20 protein-coding genes are annotated in these 18,870 nt (G+C 48.0%); 10 read left to right on the plus strand and 10 right to left on the minus strand.

Going from position 1 to position 18,870, the window contains the following annotated elements:
- Positions 1-7 precede the first annotated feature (7 nt).
- Genes H591_RS0102230 through lptM form a run of 4 tightly spaced genes read right to left on the minus strand, consistent with a single transcriptional unit; the run spans position 8 to position 2,937 of the window.
- Entirely contained in the window at positions 8-703 is a 696-nt protein-coding gene (locus H591_RS0102230; RefSeq protein WP_022965316.1) for a DUF484 family protein, read from the minus strand.
- Positions 700-1,533: a diaminopimelate epimerase gene (gene dapF, locus H591_RS0102235; RefSeq protein WP_022965317.1), complete on the minus strand. Its 834-nt coding sequence runs from the start codon at positions 1,531-1,533 to the stop codon at positions 700-702. The genes H591_RS0102230 and dapF overlap by 4 nt, the downstream gene beginning before the upstream one ends.
- 1 nt (position 1,534) lies before the next feature.
- Complete coding sequence (gene lysA, locus H591_RS0102240; protein ID WP_022965318.1) at positions 1,535-2,785, minus strand: diaminopimelate decarboxylase; 1,251 nt, start codon at positions 2,783-2,785, stop codon at positions 1,535-1,537.
- An 11-nt stretch (positions 2,786-2,796) separates the two neighbouring features.
- Positions 2,797-2,937, minus strand: a complete 141-nt coding sequence (gene lptM / locus H591_RS0102245) for an LPS translocon maturation chaperone LptM (RefSeq protein WP_022965319.1) — start codon at positions 2,935-2,937, stop codon at positions 2,797-2,799.
- Positions 2,938-3,120: 183 nt separating this feature from the next.
- On the opposite strand from lptM, the gene cyaY reads away from it, so the two are divergent.
- Positions 3,121-3,459: an iron donor protein CyaY gene (cyaY, locus tag H591_RS0102250; protein WP_022965320.1), complete on the plus strand. Its 339-nt coding sequence runs from the start codon at positions 3,121-3,123 to the stop codon at positions 3,457-3,459.
- Positions 3,460-3,631: 172 nt separating this feature from the next.
- On the plus strand, positions 3,632-4,039 hold the full coding sequence (rnk, locus tag H591_RS0102255; RefSeq protein WP_022965321.1) for a nucleoside diphosphate kinase regulator: 408 nt from the start codon (positions 3,632-3,634) through the stop codon (positions 4,037-4,039).
- A gap of 54 nt (positions 4,040-4,093) precedes the next feature.
- Here the strand turns inward: rnk and H591_RS0102260 are convergent, their stop codons facing one another.
- From H591_RS0102260 to trxC, 5 genes are all read right to left on the minus strand, one after another.
- Positions 4,094-6,928 (minus strand): class I adenylate cyclase, encoded by a 2,835-nt coding sequence (locus H591_RS0102260; RefSeq protein ID WP_022965322.1) that lies wholly within the window; start codon positions 6,926-6,928, stop codon positions 4,094-4,096.
- Between the two features lie 15 nt (positions 6,929-6,943).
- Positions 6,944-7,180 carry a TIGR02647 family protein gene (locus H591_RS0102265; protein WP_022965323.1) on the minus strand — a complete coding sequence of 79 codons (237 nt, stop codon included), beginning with the start codon at positions 7,178-7,180 and terminating at the stop codon, positions 6,944-6,946.
- A 59-nt stretch (positions 7,181-7,239) separates the two neighbouring features.
- Entirely contained in the window at positions 7,240-7,707 is a 468-nt protein-coding gene (locus H591_RS16125; protein WP_022965324.1) for a hypothetical protein, read from the minus strand.
- Between the two features lie 36 nt (positions 7,708-7,743).
- Positions 7,744-9,138 (minus strand): argininosuccinate lyase, encoded by a 1,395-nt coding sequence (argH, locus tag H591_RS0102275; RefSeq protein ID WP_022965325.1) that lies wholly within the window; start codon positions 9,136-9,138, stop codon positions 7,744-7,746.
- Positions 9,139-9,211: 73 nt separating this feature from the next.
- Positions 9,212-9,652 (minus strand): thioredoxin TrxC, encoded by a 441-nt coding sequence (trxC, locus tag H591_RS0102280; RefSeq protein WP_022965326.1) that lies wholly within the window; start codon positions 9,650-9,652, stop codon positions 9,212-9,214.
- 152 nt (positions 9,653-9,804) lie between these two features.
- On the opposite strand from trxC, the gene H591_RS0102285 reads away from it, so the two are divergent.
- From H591_RS0102285 to H591_RS0102320, 8 genes are all read left to right on the plus strand, one after another.
- The gene (locus tag H591_RS0102285; RefSeq protein ID WP_051145771.1) at positions 9,805-10,305 is read left to right on the plus strand and encodes a GspH/FimT family pseudopilin; all 501 of its coding nucleotides are present in this window, start codon (positions 9,805-9,807) and stop codon (positions 10,303-10,305) included.
- Positions 10,306-10,385: 80 nt separating this feature from the next.
- Positions 10,386-11,474 carry a sensor histidine kinase gene (locus tag H591_RS0102290; protein ID WP_028244117.1) on the plus strand — a complete coding sequence of 363 codons (1,089 nt, stop codon included), beginning with the start codon at positions 10,386-10,388 and terminating at the stop codon, positions 11,472-11,474.
- On the plus strand, positions 11,455-12,195 hold the full coding sequence (locus tag H591_RS0102295) for a LytR/AlgR family response regulator transcription factor (RefSeq protein ID WP_022965329.1): 741 nt from the start codon (positions 11,455-11,457) through the stop codon (positions 12,193-12,195). Before H591_RS0102290 ends, H591_RS0102295 begins: the two co-directional genes overlap by 20 nt.
- A 95-nt stretch (positions 12,196-12,290) precedes the next feature.
- Positions 12,291-13,250 carry a hydroxymethylbilane synthase gene (gene hemC / locus H591_RS0102300; protein WP_022965330.1) on the plus strand — a complete coding sequence of 320 codons (960 nt, stop codon included), beginning with the start codon at positions 12,291-12,293 and terminating at the stop codon, positions 13,248-13,250.
- On the plus strand, positions 13,247-14,017 hold the full coding sequence (locus H591_RS0102305; RefSeq protein WP_022965331.1) for a uroporphyrinogen-III synthase: 771 nt from the start codon (positions 13,247-13,249) through the stop codon (positions 14,015-14,017). The genes hemC and H591_RS0102305 overlap by 4 nt, the downstream gene beginning before the upstream one ends.
- Before the next feature lie 10 nt (positions 14,018-14,027).
- A complete protein-coding gene (locus tag H591_RS14620) occupies positions 14,028-15,170 on the plus strand; it encodes a uroporphyrinogen-III C-methyltransferase (protein WP_022965332.1) in 1,143 nt (380 codons plus the stop codon).
- Positions 15,171-15,172: 2 nt separating this feature from the next.
- Positions 15,173-16,417, plus strand: a complete 1,245-nt coding sequence (locus H591_RS0102315; RefSeq protein ID WP_022965333.1) for a heme biosynthesis HemY N-terminal domain-containing protein — start codon at positions 15,173-15,175, stop codon at positions 16,415-16,417.
- 149 nt (positions 16,418-16,566) lie between these two features.
- Positions 16,567-17,061 (plus strand): disulfide bond formation protein B, encoded by a 495-nt coding sequence (locus tag H591_RS0102320; RefSeq protein ID WP_022965334.1) that lies wholly within the window; start codon positions 16,567-16,569, stop codon positions 17,059-17,061.
- Positions 17,062-17,190: 129 nt separating this feature from the next.
- Here H591_RS0102320 and H591_RS0102325 read toward each other — a convergent pair whose 3' ends face one another.
- Entirely contained in the window at positions 17,191-18,612 is a 1,422-nt protein-coding gene (locus tag H591_RS0102325; protein ID WP_022965335.1) for an aspartate ammonia-lyase, read from the minus strand.
- Positions 18,613-18,870: the final 258 nt, after the last annotated feature.

An 18,870-nucleotide genomic window follows, 5' to 3' on the forward strand; every position in this document is an offset into this window, starting at 1 on the left:
TTCGAACTTATTTAACCGAACGCAATGACGCCAACATGGTCGGTAACAATCGCGCCAGCACATCGGCTAAGTAGCTTAAAAACAAGGTATCGACTGAATTACTGTAATGCTGCTGATCATCGCTACCTACAGCTAAAACACCGTGCACACCATGGTGCTCAAGAGCCACCACCGCAGCAGATTTGATTTTCAATGCAGGTTCTTTGCCAAACAAAAACTCTAACTCTGAGGCACGCAAAACACCGCAAATCGCCTTACCACCGACCAGCAAACCACCAATATGTTGCTGAGCGTTTTTTAAGGTTTGATTGCGTGCCACACTCAACTCGCCTTCATTGAATAAAGTTAAGCCAACAAAAGGCACCGCAAAGGCATGTCGCAGACTGTCATCAACCACACTGATTAACTCATCCAGAGTTTGCGCATCAAGCATTTCCAGTACCAAACGTCTGGTTTTTTCAAACAAACGATCGTTATCGCGTGCCACATCCATTAAATGGGTCAAACGATTACGCATATCAATATTGCGCTCACGTAACACTGCAACTTGGCGCTCCACCAAGGAAATAGAACTGCCACGCAGATGCGGAATACGCAACTGGGCTAACAGATCATCCTGGTCAATAAAAAACGCAGGATTATCTTTTAAATACGCCACCACCTGTTCATCGGTGAGGACGGCTGGTTGTTGTGAATCACTCATAGACGTATCTGCCCTTCATAAACACGGGCTGCAGAACCCGTAAAATACACATGCTGCTGATCATCTGACACATGTAACCATGCCCGCGATTTAGCGCCCATGCATTCAACATGCACCGGGGTATGCACCCATTCTTGAGCTATCGCACAGAGTGCTGCGGCGCAAAAACTATGCTGAAAACTATCGATGACGCCGCGTCCTAGTTGCCAAGTGCTGATCTGCACGTTACTGGCATCATGCACTTGCAGCACACTGAGATGGGTATGGCGCGGCAAGCTCTGCTGTTGCTCTAAATAAGCGACCAACTCAACTAAAGGAGTTTGCACTAAATCGTTGACTCGTAGCACCGCGTGTAAGCCATTCATCGACAGCATGCTAAAGCTTTTATCTAATAACCAAGGCGCAGTAGCGTGCTGCTGAATAAAACCTTGCGGTAGCGCAATGCGCTCAGCAAGCAATTCCGGCTGTGCGATGGGCAAGGATACTGAGCCATCCGCATGCACTTGCACATCAAGTACCGTATGACGCAACTCAATGCGCATTTGTGCTTTAGAGATAAGGCGTTTGTCGGCGACCAAACGTGCCACACAGCAGACATCACTGGCCAGCCAGTCCACCTCTGCACCATCGCTATCGAAAATACGACAGCTAAAATCATCATCAGGGTGCTGCGGCACTTCAATCAAAGCCAAACGCAGGAAACCCACGCCTTGGCGCCGATCACTCCAAGCGCGGATATGCTGCGGCTGGATGTAAGCATGCTGACTGATCAAGTCAATCACCATCAGATCATTGCCTAAGCCATGCATCTTGCTAAAACGCAGCAGCATGCTATGACTCCGGCAGTAAGCTTTCGAGAGCATACAGCTCTTCGACTGTCTCACGTCGACGCACTAAATAAGACTGCTCGCCATCGACTACCACTTCAGCGGCACGGCCACGGCTATTATAGTTTGAGCTCATCACGAAACCGTAAGCACCCGCTGAACATACTGCCAAGAGATCGCCTGCAGCTAAGGTTAGATCGCGTTCTTTGGCTAAGAAATCACCGGTTTCACACACGGGCCCGACAATGTCGTAACAACGTGGCATGCCAACGCGCGGCTTGACTGCCTGCACATCCATCCATGCCTGATACAAGGCGGGACGAATCAAATCGTTCATTGCCGCATCAACAATGGCAAAATCTTTGTGTTCAGTGTGCTTGAGGTACTCAACTTGAGTTAACAGCACACCAGCATTGGCGACAATATAACGGCCAGGCTCAAACACCAAGGCTAAATCACGACCTGCCACACGCTCACGCACCGCCGCCATATACTCACCAGCACAAGGCGGCTGCTCATCTTGATAACGCACACCCAAACCACCACCAAGATCTAAGTGATGAATTCTGATGCCATGCTTGGCTAAGCGATCAACCAGCAGTAACACGCGATCAAGCGCATCTAAAAACGGCTCAAGAGTGGTCAACTGCGAACCAATGTGGCAATCCACACCTTTAATCGCAATATTGCTTAGAACCGCTGCATGCAGATAAACCGATTCAGCGATATTGATATCAATACCAAACTTATTGTCTTTTAAACCAGTGGAAATATAAGGGTGGGTGCCAGCATCGACATCTGGATTAACCCGCAAAGATACTGGAGCAATCACACCGAGGTGCGCAGCCACTTCTTGCAGGCGATCAAGCTCATCAACTGATTCGACGTTAAAGCAATGCACGCCAACTTCCAGCGCACGCTGCATTTCTTCACGGGTTTTACCCACACCAGAAAAAACCATGCGCTCAGGCAAGCCGCCCGCCGCCAATACGCGCTCAAGCTCACCAATTGAAACAATGTCAAAACCTGCACCTAAACGGGCAAGAATATTTAACACAGCAATATTAGAGTTGGCTTTCACCGCAAAGCAGACTAAATGCTCAACGCCTTGTAAAGCATCGGCATAGCTGCGGTATTGCGCTTCAATATGAGCGCGCGAATAGACATAAGTGGGTGTGCCGAACTGCTTGGCAATCGCTGACAGCGCAACATTTTCTGCGTACAGTTCGCCCTGCTGATAGGTAAATGCTTGCATGGCAACCTCCATTAAAGTTCGTAACGGTCTTTACGGTGCTCATGAGCGGCTTTTTCATCATCAGGATGGTACAGCGGACCCTTTTGACCACAGGCAGTTAAGCCCATTAACAACACCGACAGTACGATAAATGGAAGCACAATACGCTTCATAGCAAACCCTTCGTCAAAACTAAGAATGCAATGAGTATACCGACCCCTCATAATCTTGCCTATGCGCAGATCGACTCCTAGCACTAGGATAGTGCCGAAAAGTCCGTATTATTAGCCTCTAATTTGTGCAAGTCGTTTTGCCCACCACCTGTTTAGCCGTTCAAACCACTTAAGGAGCTCTACATGAGCCTCACTAACAGCCAGTTCCATGACCTCGTCGATGCGACATTAAGAAACTTAGAAGACATTCTTGATGACAGTGATGCTGACATAGACATTGAAAACAGCGCCGGAATCTTGACCCTAACCTTTACCAACCAACATCAATTAATTCTCAGCCGTCAAGAACCGCTTAAGCAACTTTGGTTGGCCGATCGCAGCGGCGGGTTTCATTTTGATTACGATGAGCAAGCTCAAGAGTGGCGCTGCGATAGTAATCAGCAAGTGTTAAGCGAAATGCTGGGCGCTCTGCTGTTAAACCACACACAGTTACCCTTTGATTTAAGCGCACTCTACGACTAAATTTGTTTAGCTTTCACCAGCGCTGATCGCCACAGAGCTTGCTTATTTAAACGGCTGTGATACGTTCTGTATTCCCATTAAGGGAAACAAAAACATTGCAAAACCTCGCCTTTCGGCGGGGTTTTGTGTTTTTTGCCTTCAAATTCACAGCACCAGGAGTACCGATAGGACCATGAGTAACAAACCCGCGATCACTGTCACCCGTTTAGATATGCAACGTCTTGAGCAAATGCTCGACAATTTAGACGACTATGGCGCTGCTGCTGAAGCGTTAGAAGCAGAGCTTGCTCGTGCCAGCTTTGTCGGTCATACGGAGATTGCTAATGACATTGTCACAATGAACTCAAGAGCGCACTGCTATGAAGAAGTCAGCGGCACTGAGTATCAATTGACTTTGGTCTACCCGCCGCAAGCAGGTATTGAAGGAAATGTGTCCATTTTAGCGCCAATCGGTACGGCTCTATTAGGCTTGAGCGTAGGACAAACCATTGACTGGCAAACCCCTAAAGGCAAGACATTAAAGCTGACCTTGAAAAAGGTTGAATATCAGCCTGAAGCAGAAAAAGAGTACACATTATAATCACGACACCGACGCAGTATTGAAAGCAACCTACTAGCTGCGTCGGAGCATTGTCTACAAGTTCAACAAAGCCTCATTCAAGCGCTTTTCCAACACTGTTTTACGTTGTAAATAATGCATTGTTTGCACATTGTCATGCTGCAATACTTTTGAAAGATCAAGGTCAGTTATATAACACGGATAACGCTCAGCTGAATGTCGCATGCCTAAAATATATCGCGCGACATACTGGTAAAGCTTGGCACCATACTCGAGCTCTGAGAACTCTTGATGATTGCAATACAAAGTGTGAGTGCCGTCGTCTTCATAGATAACTTGCACAGCGTAAAACGCGTGTTCTATGGCATTATCGCGCCACTGGCGACGCTCAATTAGCTGCGGCTGTCCAGTACCATCAGGAAGAATACGATGATAGTTGACATTTAATGATACCGTTTCAGCCTGAGGTTCAACAAAACTTTCGGTTACATTGTGTCGATACAGCAAAGAATTTAAAAACCTGTGCAATGGCATCAATAACGCTTGCTCACTCACAAAAGGCTGGTTGTGCTGCCACAAACCATTGCGTTCATCCAGCACATAGAGATGCGCATGCTGATCATGCACTCGATAAAAAACCTGCAACGCATCAGAACGTCCAACCGGCAATATAAATTTCAGCACATGCCCTTGCAAAGCATATTCATCCACACGCCAACGAATATACTGCGCTTGTTCTTGTGATAAATATTCTGTTAGCTCAGCAACATCAGTAAATGTCATGTGACCTGCACGCTTCGCGCGCCACTCCAACACATGATATTGCTGTTCAATTTGCAATAAGTAACGGCTATCACTGGCTAAGTACGCATTGGAAAAAACTTGAGTAATCACTTGCTCAACGCGCTGCACAATAGAGGCGGCGCGATTTCGACAAAAGCAGCTCACCTGAATATGCGGCATAACGGTTTGCCCTGCACTTTCATTCAACAGCGCAGCTAAGCACTGCAATAAAGCACTGTCTCCGGTATAGCGACTGACCAGCAATTCATTCCAGCTGTTTAACGTGATCTGATCAATGCTCAAAACCAGGTTCTCCCGCAACCCGGAAAAACCTAAAGCATCAACCTGCTCGCTGGCCATGTGCACGTTGGCTTGGCTATGCTTAGGCAGCGGATCAACGCCAAGATTGACTATTAAAAGTACCTTTTGCGGATAACTACTCGCCAACAAAGCTTCTTCATCAACTGCCACAAACGGCAAGCTCAACGACTGTCGCAAACTTTTTAAAATGCCATGTAACTCAACTTCACTCAGATCACTATCAACAACGCTCAAAGACACTCTTGTGGACTCATCAATAATGCCGTTTAGATGAGCCCACGCCAAGACTGGCAATAACTCTTTAGTACGCTTCAATGGCGAATGATTACGCCACTCTTGACCCGCTAAGCTCCCGCGAAAAAAGCCCCAAGAAACCTGATCTGACTCACTATCGACGCACTGCGCTAACGTTAAAGTATCTTCCGACAAGTCAGGAGCAATGCCTGGGTTCAGATACTCAACCTTACCGGCTTTGCGCTCAAATGCTGCATATAAACGCCGGCCTAGCACAGCTAAATCACGCGCATTGATCGCCTGCATGACCTGCGTACGTCGAGCGAACTGGCTTAAAAAACGATAGCTGTACATCAACTCATTCACAAGCAGACGTCGTTCTTGTTGTGTTTGGGCAATTTTCCAGTTATTACGACGGTCTAAATTACTCAACAGCGTGTCATTCCAACCCCAGCTTTGAGTCAGCTTTTCCAATAAAATGCGCTGCCAACTTTTAGCATGATGAGTTCGATTCTGGGTTAAGCGTTTGCCAACTTTGAGATAAAAACAACGGCGCACTAATTCCAGTCGCTCAAGCTCATTACGATCAAGCAAATATCGCTCTAAACGCCGGTACAACATGACATACGCATCAACATCATCACTGCTGAGTTGATTGGCATAAATGGCACGCTTAAAACTCAAGCTCAAACATTCAACCTTTGGGTGCTCTGCTGCATACACTTCTATCAATAACAGCTTAAGTAAGGATTTGTAGGGCGACTCAATGCCCTTATATAACTGCCACATACCAGCACCAACAAATTCGCTGGCGGGAATCTGTGCTAAACAACCAAGATCAAGCACATCTTCGCTGCGCACAAAACGTTTAGCTAATAAGATCTGGCAGTATTCAGCGTAGCGATGCTCCTCTTCAACAGGCACCCACCACCATATAGGGGTGCGTCCTGCCAGCCAGATTGCAGTACGGTAAAACTCATCAAGAAGTAAATAGTGTTGTGTGGTGCCACAATCATCTAAAGACAATTGCCGCTCATCACTACTTCCATGAGAAAACTGCTCTGGCTCAATCAAAAATAAATAAATTTTTGCACCTAAGCTAGCCGCCCACGCTTGTAATAGATCGCATTTCTTACGTAACTCTTGTAACTCTCGCGATGTTAATGCAGAGCTATGACACAGCCAGAAGTCCATATCACTATTTTCGGCATACGCTACTGAACCTAGGCTGCCCATTAAAAACAGACCATGCAAAGGCTGCGCAACTTGATAACCGCGCGGCGGTTTATAAACAAAAGAACGCGCTAAGCTTTGTGCGTCTTGCAGTAATTCTGGGCTTGGCTCATAAGCACTTAAACCAGCAGGGGTGGTTCCAGACACATAGCCTGGCAGCAAGGGATGATTCACATGCAGCAATAAGGGTATCAAACGCAAAACAAATTGCTGTCGCGTTGATTGGGTGAGATTAGCTCGTAATAAACGGTCACGATTGACACTTAAAAATCGGTTACGCAGACGGCTTAAATCTTTACGATCAATGCCTTCGTCAATTTTTAAGCATATATCAACCATGACCGAGCAACCGAACTAGTCGATTGCCAAAACAGTCAACACCGCTTGCGCATGTGCTGCTGCTTCAAGACCCAAGCTGGTTAAAAAACCACCGTCGTCTTGACTGATCAGGCCTTTTTCAAATAAACGCTGGGTTGCCGCAACACGTTCTGCGCCAGCACTGCTGTGCACTTTAATACCTTCTTGTGTGCTGTCTAAGTTATATAAACATAAGACTTCCAGTTCCGCGACGATCTCAGGGGTCCAAGACATATTGTATCTCCACCTATGGTTTAGCTAATAAAGAGCTTGCGGAGCAACTGCTGTGCATCTTAGGAGGCATCAGGCAGTTGCGGTAGTGTACGTAATGCACGTTCATAAGCTTCCATATCAAAGGCATGGTCTGCCTCCAACATTTCACTAATTTGCCACGCTAAGACTTGCGCCATCATCTGCACAATCTCTTCGCGTGTATGCCCTACTAAAGTCAGTTTATTGAGCACCGCTTGCACTGCTGGCGGCTGTTGCGCGGCCAACTGGTTTTCAATTGCTTCAAGCAAACGCTCTTCAACAAACTGTTCTTCATCTTCATCAACGCCAGCATCTGCTGCAGCGCTGTCTGGCAGCTCTGCCACAGCTTCCACAATGGTTTCGTCCACTAGCGTGCCGTGCTCATCGAGTTGACACAAAGTGCAATCATCGGCATCGCCTTGATTGGTTTCCACATAACGTATCTTGCGACTGGCTGAAGAGCGGTCTGCCGATACTTTAAAACGTGCATCTCTCGGTTGATCAGTCACTCTGTTACCTCCTCGCTGATATGTTGCAGGCCAGCATTAACGATTGTTTAATAAATCACGACCACGCTGCACGGCAGCACGTACTTGTGCAGGGGCAGTGCCGCCGATATGGTTACGTGCGTTGACTGAGCCTTCTAAGGTCAACACCTCAAACACATCATCAGCAATATGGCTGCTGAATTGCTGCAGTTCGGCCAAGCTCATTTGCGCTAAATCTTTACCGGTTTTCACGCCATAACCGACGGCATGACCAACAATTTCATGACAGTCACGGAACGGCAAACCTTTACCAACCAAGTAATCAGCTAGGTCTGTCGCGGTAGAGAAGCCACGCAGCGCCGCTTCGCGCATCATCTCTTGCTTAGGCACAATGGCTGGCACCATATCGGCAAACGCACGCAGACTGTCACGCAAGGTGTCAGCCGCATCAAATAAGGGTTCTTTATCTTCTTGGTTATCTTTGTTATAGGCCAAAGGTTGGCCTTTCATCAAGGTTAACAAGCCCATCAAGGCGCCAAATACGCGACCACTTTTACCGCGCACGAGCTCTGGCACATCAGGGTTTTTCTTTTGCGGCATAATCGAGCTGCCGGTGCAGAAGCGATCGGGCAAATCAATAAACTGGAACTGCGCTGAAGTCCACAGTACCAACTCTTCAGAGAAGCGTGATAAATGCATCATCGCAATGCTGGCCGCAGCGCAAAATTCGATAGCAAAGTCGCGATCGGAGACGCCATCTAAGGAGTTGCCAGAAACTGCTTCAAAACCCAGCAGCTCACAGGTCATTTCCCGGTCAATCGGGTACGTCGTACCGGCCAATGCCGCACTGCCCAATGGCATACGGTTGGTGCGCTTACGGCAATCCACTAAGCGTTCATAATCACGCGAGAGCATTTCAAACCAAGCCAGCATGTGGTGACCAAAAGTCACTGGTTGTGCAGTTTGTAGGTGAGTAAAGCCCGGCATAATGGTTGCAGCATGCTCTTGCGCCAAGCCCAACAAACCTTCTTGTAAGCGGGTTAACTGCGACAAAATCAAATCAATTTCATCGCGCAACCACAGGCGAATGTCGGTAGCAACTTGGTCATTACGACTGCGACCGGTGTGCAGTTTTTTACCAACAATACCAACCTGCTCGGTGAGACGCGCTTCGATGTTCATGTGCACATCTTCAAGCTCGGTGCTCCAAACGAACTGACCGGCTTCGATTTCTTTTTCAATCGCCTGCAAGCCAGCAATCACCGTATCGCGCTCGTCGTTGGTTAATACACCAACCTTAGCCAACATCGTTGCGTGAGCAATCGAGCCCATGATGTCATGACGATAAAGGCGCTGATCAAAATCGACCGAGGCGGTAAAGCGCGCGACAAAAGCATCAACCGGCTCACTAAAACGGCCGCCCCACGACTGATTGGTTTTTTCCTTGCTCATTGAACCTGCCCAGCTAAACAATAAAAGATGTGCACATAATAACAGGATGAAGCCTGCTTATGCCGTCACTGTCTCAATTATGTACGCCATGTTGCTTGAGCCAGCTCAATAATTGCGTTAAAGACAAAGCCCCACTTTGTCTGGCGATCTCTTGACCGTTACGAAACAGCAATAAACTTGGTATCGAACGGATACCCAACTCGCCTGATAACGCTGGGTGCGCTTCACTGTCGAGCTTGCCAAAACGGCACTGACTACTTAGTTGCTCTGCGGCTTGACTAAAAGTTGGCGCAAATTGTCGGCAAGGTCCACACCAACTGGCCCATACATCAACCAGCAAGGGAATATCACCTTTACTCTGCTGTTTAAAAGTAGCTGTATCCAAAGCAAACGGCTGATTGGTAAAAACCGCTTGTTTGCACGAGCCACACTGCGGTTGCGCTTGCCGTTTAGCACTGGGGATTCGGTTTAGGGTGGCGCAATGCGCACAAGGAACAATAATAGTCTCAGTCATTTCTATACCCTCTTTATTCAACACTCGATTACTTTACCTAATTATTAATTATATAGCTCAAGCGTCACCTGTGATTTGCCTAAACATGATTCTTAGACTACAACTTTAATCATTCATGGACGAATAGATTGCAGCACGGAGGCTGTATGTTTATGAGCAAGCAACGCGCTTTTACTTTAGTAGAAATGTTGATTGTGTTGGCTTTGCTGGCAATTTTTGCCCAAGTTGCAGTGCCAGCATTTCAAAACTTCATCGAAGCAAATCAGCAACAAGCACTACAAGAGCAGATTACCCGGGCGGTGCAGAACGCGCGAACCCATGCTGTCACCCATCGGGTACAGGTTGAGTTATGCGGCAGCCGGGACGGCATCGTTTGTCACAATGACTGGTCAGAGGGTTGGTTACTGCGTGAAGTCAAACAAACCACCCCTTTACATATAACCCGCTTAGACAGCAGTAAAAAACGCTTACAATGGAGTGGCTTTCAACACAAGATTCAGTTTCATCGCAATGGCAATAGCCCAACCGGTAATGGACGCTTTTATAGCTGCCACAAACAACGCATCAGCTGGCAACTGGTCCTCAATCGCCAAGGCCGCTTACGGGTCGCCAGCAGCAGTGAAAATGAGGAAGAAACCGCACGCTGTAGTTGATGTCCGATCAGCTCACATTTCATTGCTTTTCAGCGCGCCAGCACTTGCCGCGCGCTAGCTCAACAGGTGACACTGCAAGGATGAACACATCTAAACGTAACACATCATTAACTGATGATTTTTTTGTCCCAGAACTCTGCCAAGCAGAGGCTTTGCTGGGACTCGTGCTATTGGCCGAATTATTAGTTTTTGTGCTGGTGTTAGCTGAGCCAATTACCGCTGGTTTTGACTGGATGCGTTTAGCCCTAACGTCGTTATTTGCCCAGTGGATCGTATTGTTATCAGCCGCCGCTATTTGCCGTGCTCGGCCTTTCCTAGCAAATTTATCAGCGAAAGCTGCAGTCTTCTTTATTTGTGTGCTGGTACTTTGCTTGACGCTCTTATGCACCGCGGTAGCAGAGCACTTTTATCTCACTGAAGACTTATCTCGCGAAGCCAGCAGTCAGTTATATATTCGTCACGCCTTAATCAGTTTGATTATGTGCGCGTTATTGCTGCGTTATTTCTACTTGCAAGGACAATGGCGGCGTCAGCAACAAGCTGAACTGCAAGCGCGTTTACAAGCATTGCAGGCACGGATTCACCCGCACTTTTTGTTCAACAGCCTTAACAGCATTGCCAGTTTAATTGGCTCAAACCCTGATAAAGCCGAACATGCAGTGCTTGATCTCTCGGATTTATTTCGCGCCAGCTTAGCCAAGCCTAACGCTTTATCGACGTGGCGCGATGAGCTCGCTTTAGCAAAACAATACTTATCGATTGAACAATATCGGCTAGGTAAGCGTCTACAAGTGGTATGGAATGTTGAGAATGTGCCCAATGATTTGCCGATACCCCACTTGACTGTGCAACCCTTATTAGAAAACGCGGTGATCTATGGTATTCAGCCAAGCATTCAAGGCGGCTGTATTGAGATTAACGCCACTTATCTACAAGGTGTGCTAAAACTCCAAGTCAGCAACCCTTTTATGCATAGCGATACCTCGAGCAATCCTCGCGGCACGCGCTTAGCGCTGAACAATATTGAAGCGCGCTTAAAAGTGCTATTTGGCTCCACCGCGCGCCTTACCATCCAACAACAACTTGATCGTTACACCACAAGTCTGAGCTATCCCTGCTCAAGACCCTCACCTGAGGCGCCTAAACAAGATGAAGATCTTAATCGCTGATGATGAGCCTTTAGCTCGCGAACGCCTAACTCGGCTGGTTAAAGACATTGCACACTGCAGCGTATTGCAACCCAGCGCAGAAAACGGTCATGAAGCGTTAGAACTCGTCGAACGCTTAAAACCTGACGTCCTGCTGCTCGATATTGGCATGCCTGGTTTAGACGGCTTGCAGGTTGCAGCACAACTCTGCGAGCAAAGTGACGCACCGGCAGTAATTTTTTGCACTGCGCATGATGAGTTTGCCCTACAGGCCTTTGATGTCAGCGCCATTGGCTATTTGGTTAAACCGGTACGCGCTGAACAGTTAGCCGCAGCCTTAGAAAAAGCCCAGCGCCTCAATCGTGTGCAACTTGCCGCATTATCACGCGCGCCCAATGCAATCAACGCGCCGCGCAGCCATCTCAGCGCACGCACCCATAAAGGTATTGAGCTGATTCCGTTAGAACATGTGATTCATTTTTTAGCCGACAATAAATATGTCACCTTGCGCCATCTACACGGCGAAACCTTGCTGGATGAATCTTTAAAATCGCTTGAAGATGAGTTTGGCGAACGCTTTGTGCGCATTCACCGCAATGCTTTAGTCAGCCGTGCGCATATTGAACGTTTGCAGCGTAATGACAACGGTCACTTCGAACTGCACCTACGTGACCTACCAGAACCGCTTGCCGTCAGCCGCCGACATGTTGCCGGAGTCCGTAAATTAATGGATGAACTCTAACTCTTTGCAGAAAACTTGACCCACCACATGAGGCAAGCCTGTGCCGTGCCTGTTATCATCCATCGCATATGTATTTATAATTTTGGATCATAACTATGTCTGCAACTGATCAGTCTGTTCGTGAAATTCGTATCGCTACCCGCAAAAGTGCTTTAGCGCTGTGGCAAGCAGAGTTTGTCAAAGCTGAACTTGAAGCCGCTCACCCTCACCTCAAGGTGACCTTAGTGCCGATGGTCAGCCGTGGCGACCAATTGCTGGACTCGCCTTTATCAAAAATTGGCGGCAAAGGTCTATTTGTTAAAGAACTAGAAACTGCATTACTAGCCAAAGAAGCTGACATTGCAGTGCACTCAATGAAAGACGTGCCGATGGCCTTTCCTGAAGGTTTAGGCCTGTATTGTGTGTGTGAGCGTGAAGATCCACGTGATGCCTTTGTATCGAATAACTACGCTAACTTAGACGCACTACCGCAAGGCAGTATCGTTGGCACCTCAAGCCTGCGCCGCCAAGCCCAACTGCTAGCGCAGCGCCCTGATTTACAAATTAATTTTTTACGCGGCAACGTCAATACGCGTTTAGCAAAATTGGATGCTGGCGAATACGACGCTATCATTCTCGCCGCAGCAGGTTTGTTACGTTTAGGCTTTGCTGAGCGCATTCGTAGTAGCCTCGACGTCAGCAGTAGCTTGCCTGCTGGCGGACAAGGTGCTGTAGGTATCGAGTGCCGCAGCGATGATGCCGAGATTCATGCTTTATTAAAACCTTTACACCATGCCGATACTGCCGTGCGCGTTACTGCTGAGCGTGCACTGAACAAACACCTCAACGGTGGCTGCCAAGTGCCGATCGCCTGCTATGCAGTATTAGAAGGTGAACAACTATGGCTGCGCGGCTTCGTGGGTCAACCAGACGCTTCAATCCTATTGCGTGCAGAACAACGCGCCCATAAGAAGGACGCTGAAGCCTTAGGTATTGCTGTCGCCGAAGATTTACTAGCGCAAGGTGCAGGAGAAATCCTGGCCGCTTTATACGCTGAAGAGACGCCAGTAACGTGAAGCCATGGCGTGTACTGATCACTCGGCCAGCTGCTGACAGCGCAGTCCTTGCTGCGCTATTGGCCGAGCAGCACATTTATAGTAGTAGCCTGCCTCTTTTAGACATTCAAGCGCTGCCAGAAACACCCGAACAACGCTCTCTGATGCTTAACCTTGATCGCTACTGCGCGGTGATTGTAGTCAGTAAGCCTGCCGCGGTATTAGGCTTACAACGCCTTGATCAATACTGGCCGCAGCCGCTTGCCGAACAACACTGGTTCAGCGTTGGCGCGGGTACTGGTCGAATTCTGGCCGACTACGGTCTCTCCGTCAGCTGGCCAGAACACGGCGATGACAGTGAAGCCTTGCTCGCATTACCGAAGTTTTTAGACACCATCAATACGTCTGATCCACGCATCTTAATTATGCGCGCTGATGTCGGCCGTGATTTCCTCGCTGAACAATTAAGACAACGTGGTGCGCAGGTTGACTTTTTAGCACTTTATCGTCGGCGCTTACCCGTTTATCCTACAGGGACATTAGTGACACGCATCCAACAAGAACAGCTCAACGGCCTCGTGGTCAGCAGCGAACAGGGATTACGTCACTTAATTGAATTAGCTGGAGAGGCATGGCCAACCTTAGCCTCTTTAACTTTATTTGTACCGAGTCCACGCGTTGCAAGAATCGCCCAAGAACTAGGCGCGCAGCATGTGATTGATTGTCGAGGCGCCAGTAATCAGGCTTTATTAAACGCCTTGAACGCGCATGCAGCTCCAACAGTATAAGGATTTAATTATGAGCCAATCTTCAGAGACAGCAAAAGTTAACGCCGATAGAAATTCGATAGGCGATGCAGTAAAGCCAGACAACTCTTCTGCTGCCACGGCAAAACAGCAAAGCGCTAAACACCCAGCACGCTCATCAGGCAAAGGGTTAGCAATCTTAGCCCTGCTCTTTGGCTTGGGTGGCTTGGGCGCTGGAGCTTGGAGCGTGCTACAGATTCAAGCAGCCGGTGACCTTACCGCGCAACAGCAACAACAGCTGTCGAACATGCGCAGTCAAACAGCTGAGTTAGCCGAACGCGAGCAGCAGCTTAGCAAAACATTGGCGCAGATGCCGTCTGCCAGCCAACTGCAACAAGGCCGTGAATTGCTCGCCAACGTACAAGCTGAGCAACAACTACTGGCGCAGCGTTTAGAAACTGTTTTAGGCGCCAGCCGCCAAGATTGGCGCTTAGCTGAAGCAGAACACTTGTTGCGCATGGCCAGTTTGCGTTTAAGTGCTTTACATGACACCAACAGCGCGCGCTTTTTATTACAAGCAGCTGATCAAATTCTAATGGAGCAGGATGATCCGGCGGCCTTCGCTGCACGTGAACAACTCGCTAAAAGTATCTCTGCATTACAAAGTAGCGGCACTTTAGACCGCACTGGTTTATTTGTCCGCCTAGGCGCTTTGCATCAGCAGGCCAGTGCACTCACTCACCTTGCTCCCGAGTTTGTCCAAGGGCAAGGTCAGCAAGCGCAAGTTGCTTCAGGTGATGGAGCCGGACGTTGGGCACAGTGGTGGGAGCAGATTACTCGCTATGTACGTATCGACTTTAACGCCAGCGAGCAAGTCCAACCTCTACTTGCCGGACAAAGTCTGACTCAAGTTCGTTTGGCCTTAGGCCTGGCCTTAGAGCAAGCGCAATGGGCTGCTCTAAACGGCGCAACCGAAGTCTACCAACAAGCACTCAAGCAAGCATTGGGCATTTTAGATGCGCACTTCAGTGCTAAAGATCCAAGCGTCAACGGCTTAAGAGCGCAAATCAGTGAGTTACAAGAGCAAAAAGTCAGCCAACAACTGCCGGACTTAAATGCGGCGCTGATCACCTTACAAGCTTATATTAATACGCGCTCGACCCCTCAAGAAGCTAACTCAGAGGAGTCAAACTGATTATGAAACGCACCTATCTTATTTTGCTAATTGTAGTGGCCTGCGCCGCGGCTTTAGGCATGTTTATCGCTGAGCATACCGGTTATGTGTTGATTTCTTGGAAATCTTTTCGTTACGAATCAAGCCTTTGGGTGTTCTTGGCGGTACTCACAGTCATCTTCGCCATACTTTATGGTTTACGCACCCTGATAAAAATGACCCTTATTTCCAGTGGTTTAATCAACCCTTGGTCGCGTCGTAATCAAGGCCGTCGTTTACGTCAAGCAGCAGAGCAGGGCATTTTAGACCTCGCACAAGGGCACTGGAAAAATGCTTTACGCCATCTGCGCCGTGCCGCGCAAGGCGAAGCGAAACCTTTGGTGTATTTGTTAGGCGCAGCCACGGCTGCAGAAAAGCTTGGCTACAGCGAAGAAGCTGATCAACTGCTGGAACAAGCGTTAATCAAACAACCTTCAGCCGAAGTCGCGATTGCTCTAGCGCATGCCGATTTACAATTGCAGCGGGCCGATGATGCAGGTGCACAAGAAACCCTGCAAGCCATGCATGAGCTGCACCCGCAACACCCAGAAGTGTTGCTACGCCTACAAGCACTCTTGCGTCAGCGTCAAGAATGGTCAGCCTTAATTGGCCTGCTCCCTGCTTTACGTAAATGCAAACGCCTTAGCGCTGAGCAATTGCAAGCGATTGAATATCAAGCGTGGTCAGGACGATTGGCGTCAGCCTGTCAAGCTAAGCAAGATCCGCAAAGTGCTCTGCAAGCACTTGAAACAGCATGGCAAGGACTCTCGAACAAACTGAGAAATGACCAGCACTTGATTGCCTCTTATGCTACTGAATTGCTGCGTCTCAATGCTCAAGAGCAAGCCGAATCTTTGCTGCGTCATGCGTTAAAAAATGGCTTAGATGATCAGTTACTCGAACTTTATGGTCGCACCTTAGCTCAAGATGCTGCGCGGCAACTGCAAGAGGCTGAAAGCTGGCTTAAACAAGCACCCAACAACCCTATTTTACTGCGCACATTAGGACGTTTAAGCATGCGCAATCAACTCTGGGGCAAAGCACGCGATTACTTCGAGAGTAGTTTAAAACTAAGCAGAGAAGCGCACACTTGCGCCGAACTCGCTCGACTACTTAGTCACTTAGGCGACGTTCAGCGCAGCAATGCGTTATTTGCTGAAAGTTTCCAATTATTAGAGCAATCTTTGCCTGCATTACCGCAGCCAGCACTACAAAAAAATAGTGTTTAACCGTTACAATACGCAGTCAGCAGCTAGCCAATAGCCACTACCCAAGAAATCAGCTGGCTGGCTGTTAATGTATTGCCTAAACAACGTCTAAAACATACAGCTGACTGACATGTTTGGCTTATAACCTCAAGCTACAGCAAGGAGTTGCAATGCGAATCCCATCTACCCGCCAGTTATTTATATTGGCACTGCTAGGCTGCATAGGACTGCTGGCCTTCGCATTGTACTTAGAGCATGTTGTGGGCTTGGTGCCTTGCCCCTTGTGCCATGTACAACGTGTGGCAGTACTGATGTTTGCTGTGGTATGTCTATTGGCTACTGTGCATAACCCTGCACTCTGCGGACAACGGGTCTATGCGGTACTGGCAGCTTTGGCTGCAAGTTTCGGCATCGCTACCGCTGGTCGACAAATATGGCTGCAAGGTTTACCAAAAGATCAATTACCCTCTTGCCTGCCACCGCTTGAGTTCATGCTAGAAGCATTTCCTCTGCAAGATATCATCGCAAAAATGCTACACGGTACCGCTGATTGTGCAGAAATCAACTGGACACTACTGGGCTTTAACTTGGCCGAGTTAAGTATGGTTAGCTTTATTATCATGTTGGTATTTAGCATTTTCCTGTTATTTAGAAAACACGCTTAATTTTTGTAACTGCTTTAACTGCGCACTTTATACAAAAAACGCGGGGCTTGATTCATAAGCCTCGCGTTTTTTGTTAGAGCAACTATAAGTTTTAAACTGGGCTGTATTAAACAGCTCAGCACATCAAGCTTACTCTTTCAAAGGCACTAAGCGCGGCGCAATCATGTGCTCTGGTCGCAGAATATCGGCTAATAGATCATCATCGAGCAACTGCTCTGCACGCACCAATTCCAAAACGCCACAACCCGTTTCCAGTGCCTGCTTGGCAATACGCGTAGCATTGTCATAGCCAATATATGGGTTAAGCGCGGTAATCAAACCAATCGAGTGCTCGACCAAGCTACGGCAGCGCTCCTCATTGGCGGTGATACCGACAATACAATGTTCGCGCAGCATATCCATGGCACGACGCAACAGGCGAATCGAATCAAACATCTTCCAAGCAATTAACGGCTCCATCACATTGAGTTGCAACTGCCCTGCTTCTGCAGCCAAAGTCAGCGATAAGTCATTACCAATCACTTCGTACGCCACTTGGCTGACTGCTTCTGGAATCACTGGATTGACCTTGCCTGGCATAATTGAGCTACCCGGCTGACGTGCCGGCAGATTGATCTCGTTAATACCGGTACGCGGACCGCTCGATAATAAGCGCAAATCATTACAGATTTTTGAGAGCTTGATTGCCGTGCGTTTTAGCATGGCGGAGAACAATACAAACGAGCCCATATCTGAGGTTGCTTCAATCAGATCAGGGGCCGCTTTAATCGGATAACCACAAATGGCCGCTAAACGCTCAACCGCGATGCCCTGATAACGTGGATCAGCGTTAATACCTGTACCAATCGCGGTGCCGCCAAGATTCACTGAAGTGAATAAGTCATTGGCTAAGCTCCTAAGACGCACTAAATCAGTGCTCAAATTCACCGAGAACGCTTTAAATTCTTGGCCCAAGGTCATTGGTACAGCATCTTGCAGTTGCGTGCGCCCCATTTTGAGTACGTGCGAGAACTCATTACCTTTGTCGGCAAATGCCTCAATCAAACGTTCTAAACTCACCAATAAATCATTATGACCTAACAATAAACCAACGCGAATCGCAGTTGGGTAAGCATCGTTAGTGGACTGCGCCATATTCACGTCATTATTGGGGTGTAAAAAGCTATACTCACCTTTTTCTTTACCCATCGACTCCAGCGCTAAGTTAGCGATCACCTCGTTGGCATTCATATTGGTTGAAGTGCCAGCGCCGCCTTGAATCATATCGACGATAAACTGATCGTGATGCTTACCTTCAATCAATTGCGTGCAAGCATTGGCAATCGCTGCATGCTTTTTATCGTTTAAATAACCGAGTTGATGGTTGGCATCCGCCGCAGCCTGTTTAACCATCGCTAACGCACAGACAAAATTAGGGTAATGCGATAGAGGCACGCCGGTCAGATGAAAATTATGCATAGCGCGTAAGGTCTGGATACCGTAATAAGCATCCTGTGGCACAGGCAGCGAACCCAATAAATCATGCTCGGAACGAAACGCTGTAGCGGTCATAGATCAAATCCCCTTAGCCAAAGCTGATCAAGTACTGAATAAAGGGATGTTAGGCCTTCCACGATTCTAAAGCGAACCTTGCAGGCACAATCACTGCGGCATAGTGACCTAGATCATTCTGTGGATAACTCTGTGCATGCTTTATCAAATATCTGGAAAGCGCATAAATCACACCAAGAAAGTAACGCAAGGCATTGCTATATAAAGGAATAACCCTAAAAACAGATTTAAGCCCGCAGTTACCGCTCGCTCAAGCCT

It is taken from the genome of Denitrificimonas caeni DSM 24390, from assembly GCF_000421765.1.
In the GTDB taxonomy this organism is placed as follows: Bacteria; Pseudomonadota; Gammaproteobacteria; order Pseudomonadales; family Pseudomonadaceae; genus Denitrificimonas; species Denitrificimonas caeni.

Bases quoted from the DNA above. Each gene is read 5' to 3' on its own strand.
- H591_RS0102230 (WP_022965316.1), bottom strand. From the start codon at position 703: ATGAGTGATTCACAACAACCAGCCGTCCTCACCGATGAACAGGTGGTG.
- H591_RS0102290 (WP_028244117.1), top strand. From the start codon at position 10,386: ATGAACACATCTAAACGTAACACATCATTAACTGATGATTTTTTTGTC.
- H591_RS0102265 (WP_022965323.1), bottom strand. From the start codon at position 7,180: ATGTCTTGGACCCCTGAGATCGTCGCGGAACTGGAAGTCTTATGTTTA.
- H591_RS14620 (WP_022965332.1), top strand. From the start codon at position 14,028: ATGAGCCAATCTTCAGAGACAGCAAAAGTTAACGCCGATAGAAATTCG.
- dapF (WP_022965317.1), bottom strand. From the start codon at position 1,533: ATGCTGCTGCGTTTTAGCAAGATGCATGGCTTAGGCAATGATCTGATG.
- H591_RS0102315 (WP_022965333.1), top strand. From the start codon at position 15,173: ATGAAACGCACCTATCTTATTTTGCTAATTGTAGTGGCCTGCGCCGCG.
- H591_RS0102285 (WP_051145771.1), top strand. From the start codon at position 9,805: ATGAGCAAGCAACGCGCTTTTACTTTAGTAGAAATGTTGATTGTGTTG.
- H591_RS0102320 (WP_022965334.1), top strand. From the start codon at position 16,567: ATGCGAATCCCATCTACCCGCCAGTTATTTATATTGGCACTGCTAGGC.
- hemC (WP_022965330.1), top strand. From the start codon at position 12,291: ATGTCTGCAACTGATCAGTCTGTTCGTGAAATTCGTATCGCTACCCGC.
- lysA (WP_022965318.1), bottom strand. From the start codon at position 2,785: ATGCAAGCATTTACCTATCAGCAGGGCGAACTGTACGCAGAAAATGTT.
- cyaY (WP_022965320.1), top strand. From the start codon at position 3,121: ATGAGCCTCACTAACAGCCAGTTCCATGACCTCGTCGATGCGACATTA.
- argH (WP_022965325.1), bottom strand. From the start codon at position 9,138: ATGAGCAAGGAAAAAACCAATCAGTCGTGGGGCGGCCGTTTTAGTGAG.
- H591_RS0102295 (WP_022965329.1), top strand. From the start codon at position 11,455: ATGAAGATCTTAATCGCTGATGATGAGCCTTTAGCTCGCGAACGCCTA.
- rnk (WP_022965321.1), top strand. From the start codon at position 3,632: ATGAGTAACAAACCCGCGATCACTGTCACCCGTTTAGATATGCAACGT.
- trxC (WP_022965326.1), bottom strand. From the start codon at position 9,652: ATGACTGAGACTATTATTGTTCCTTGTGCGCATTGCGCCACCCTAAAC.
- lptM (WP_022965319.1), bottom strand. From the start codon at position 2,937: ATGAAGCGTATTGTGCTTCCATTTATCGTACTGTCGGTGTTGTTAATG.
- H591_RS0102260 (WP_022965322.1), bottom strand. From the start codon at position 6,928: ATGGTTGATATATGCTTAAAAATTGACGAAGGCATTGATCGTAAAGAT.
- H591_RS0102325 (WP_022965335.1), bottom strand. From the start codon at position 18,612: ATGACCGCTACAGCGTTTCGTTCCGAGCATGATTTATTGGGTTCGCTG.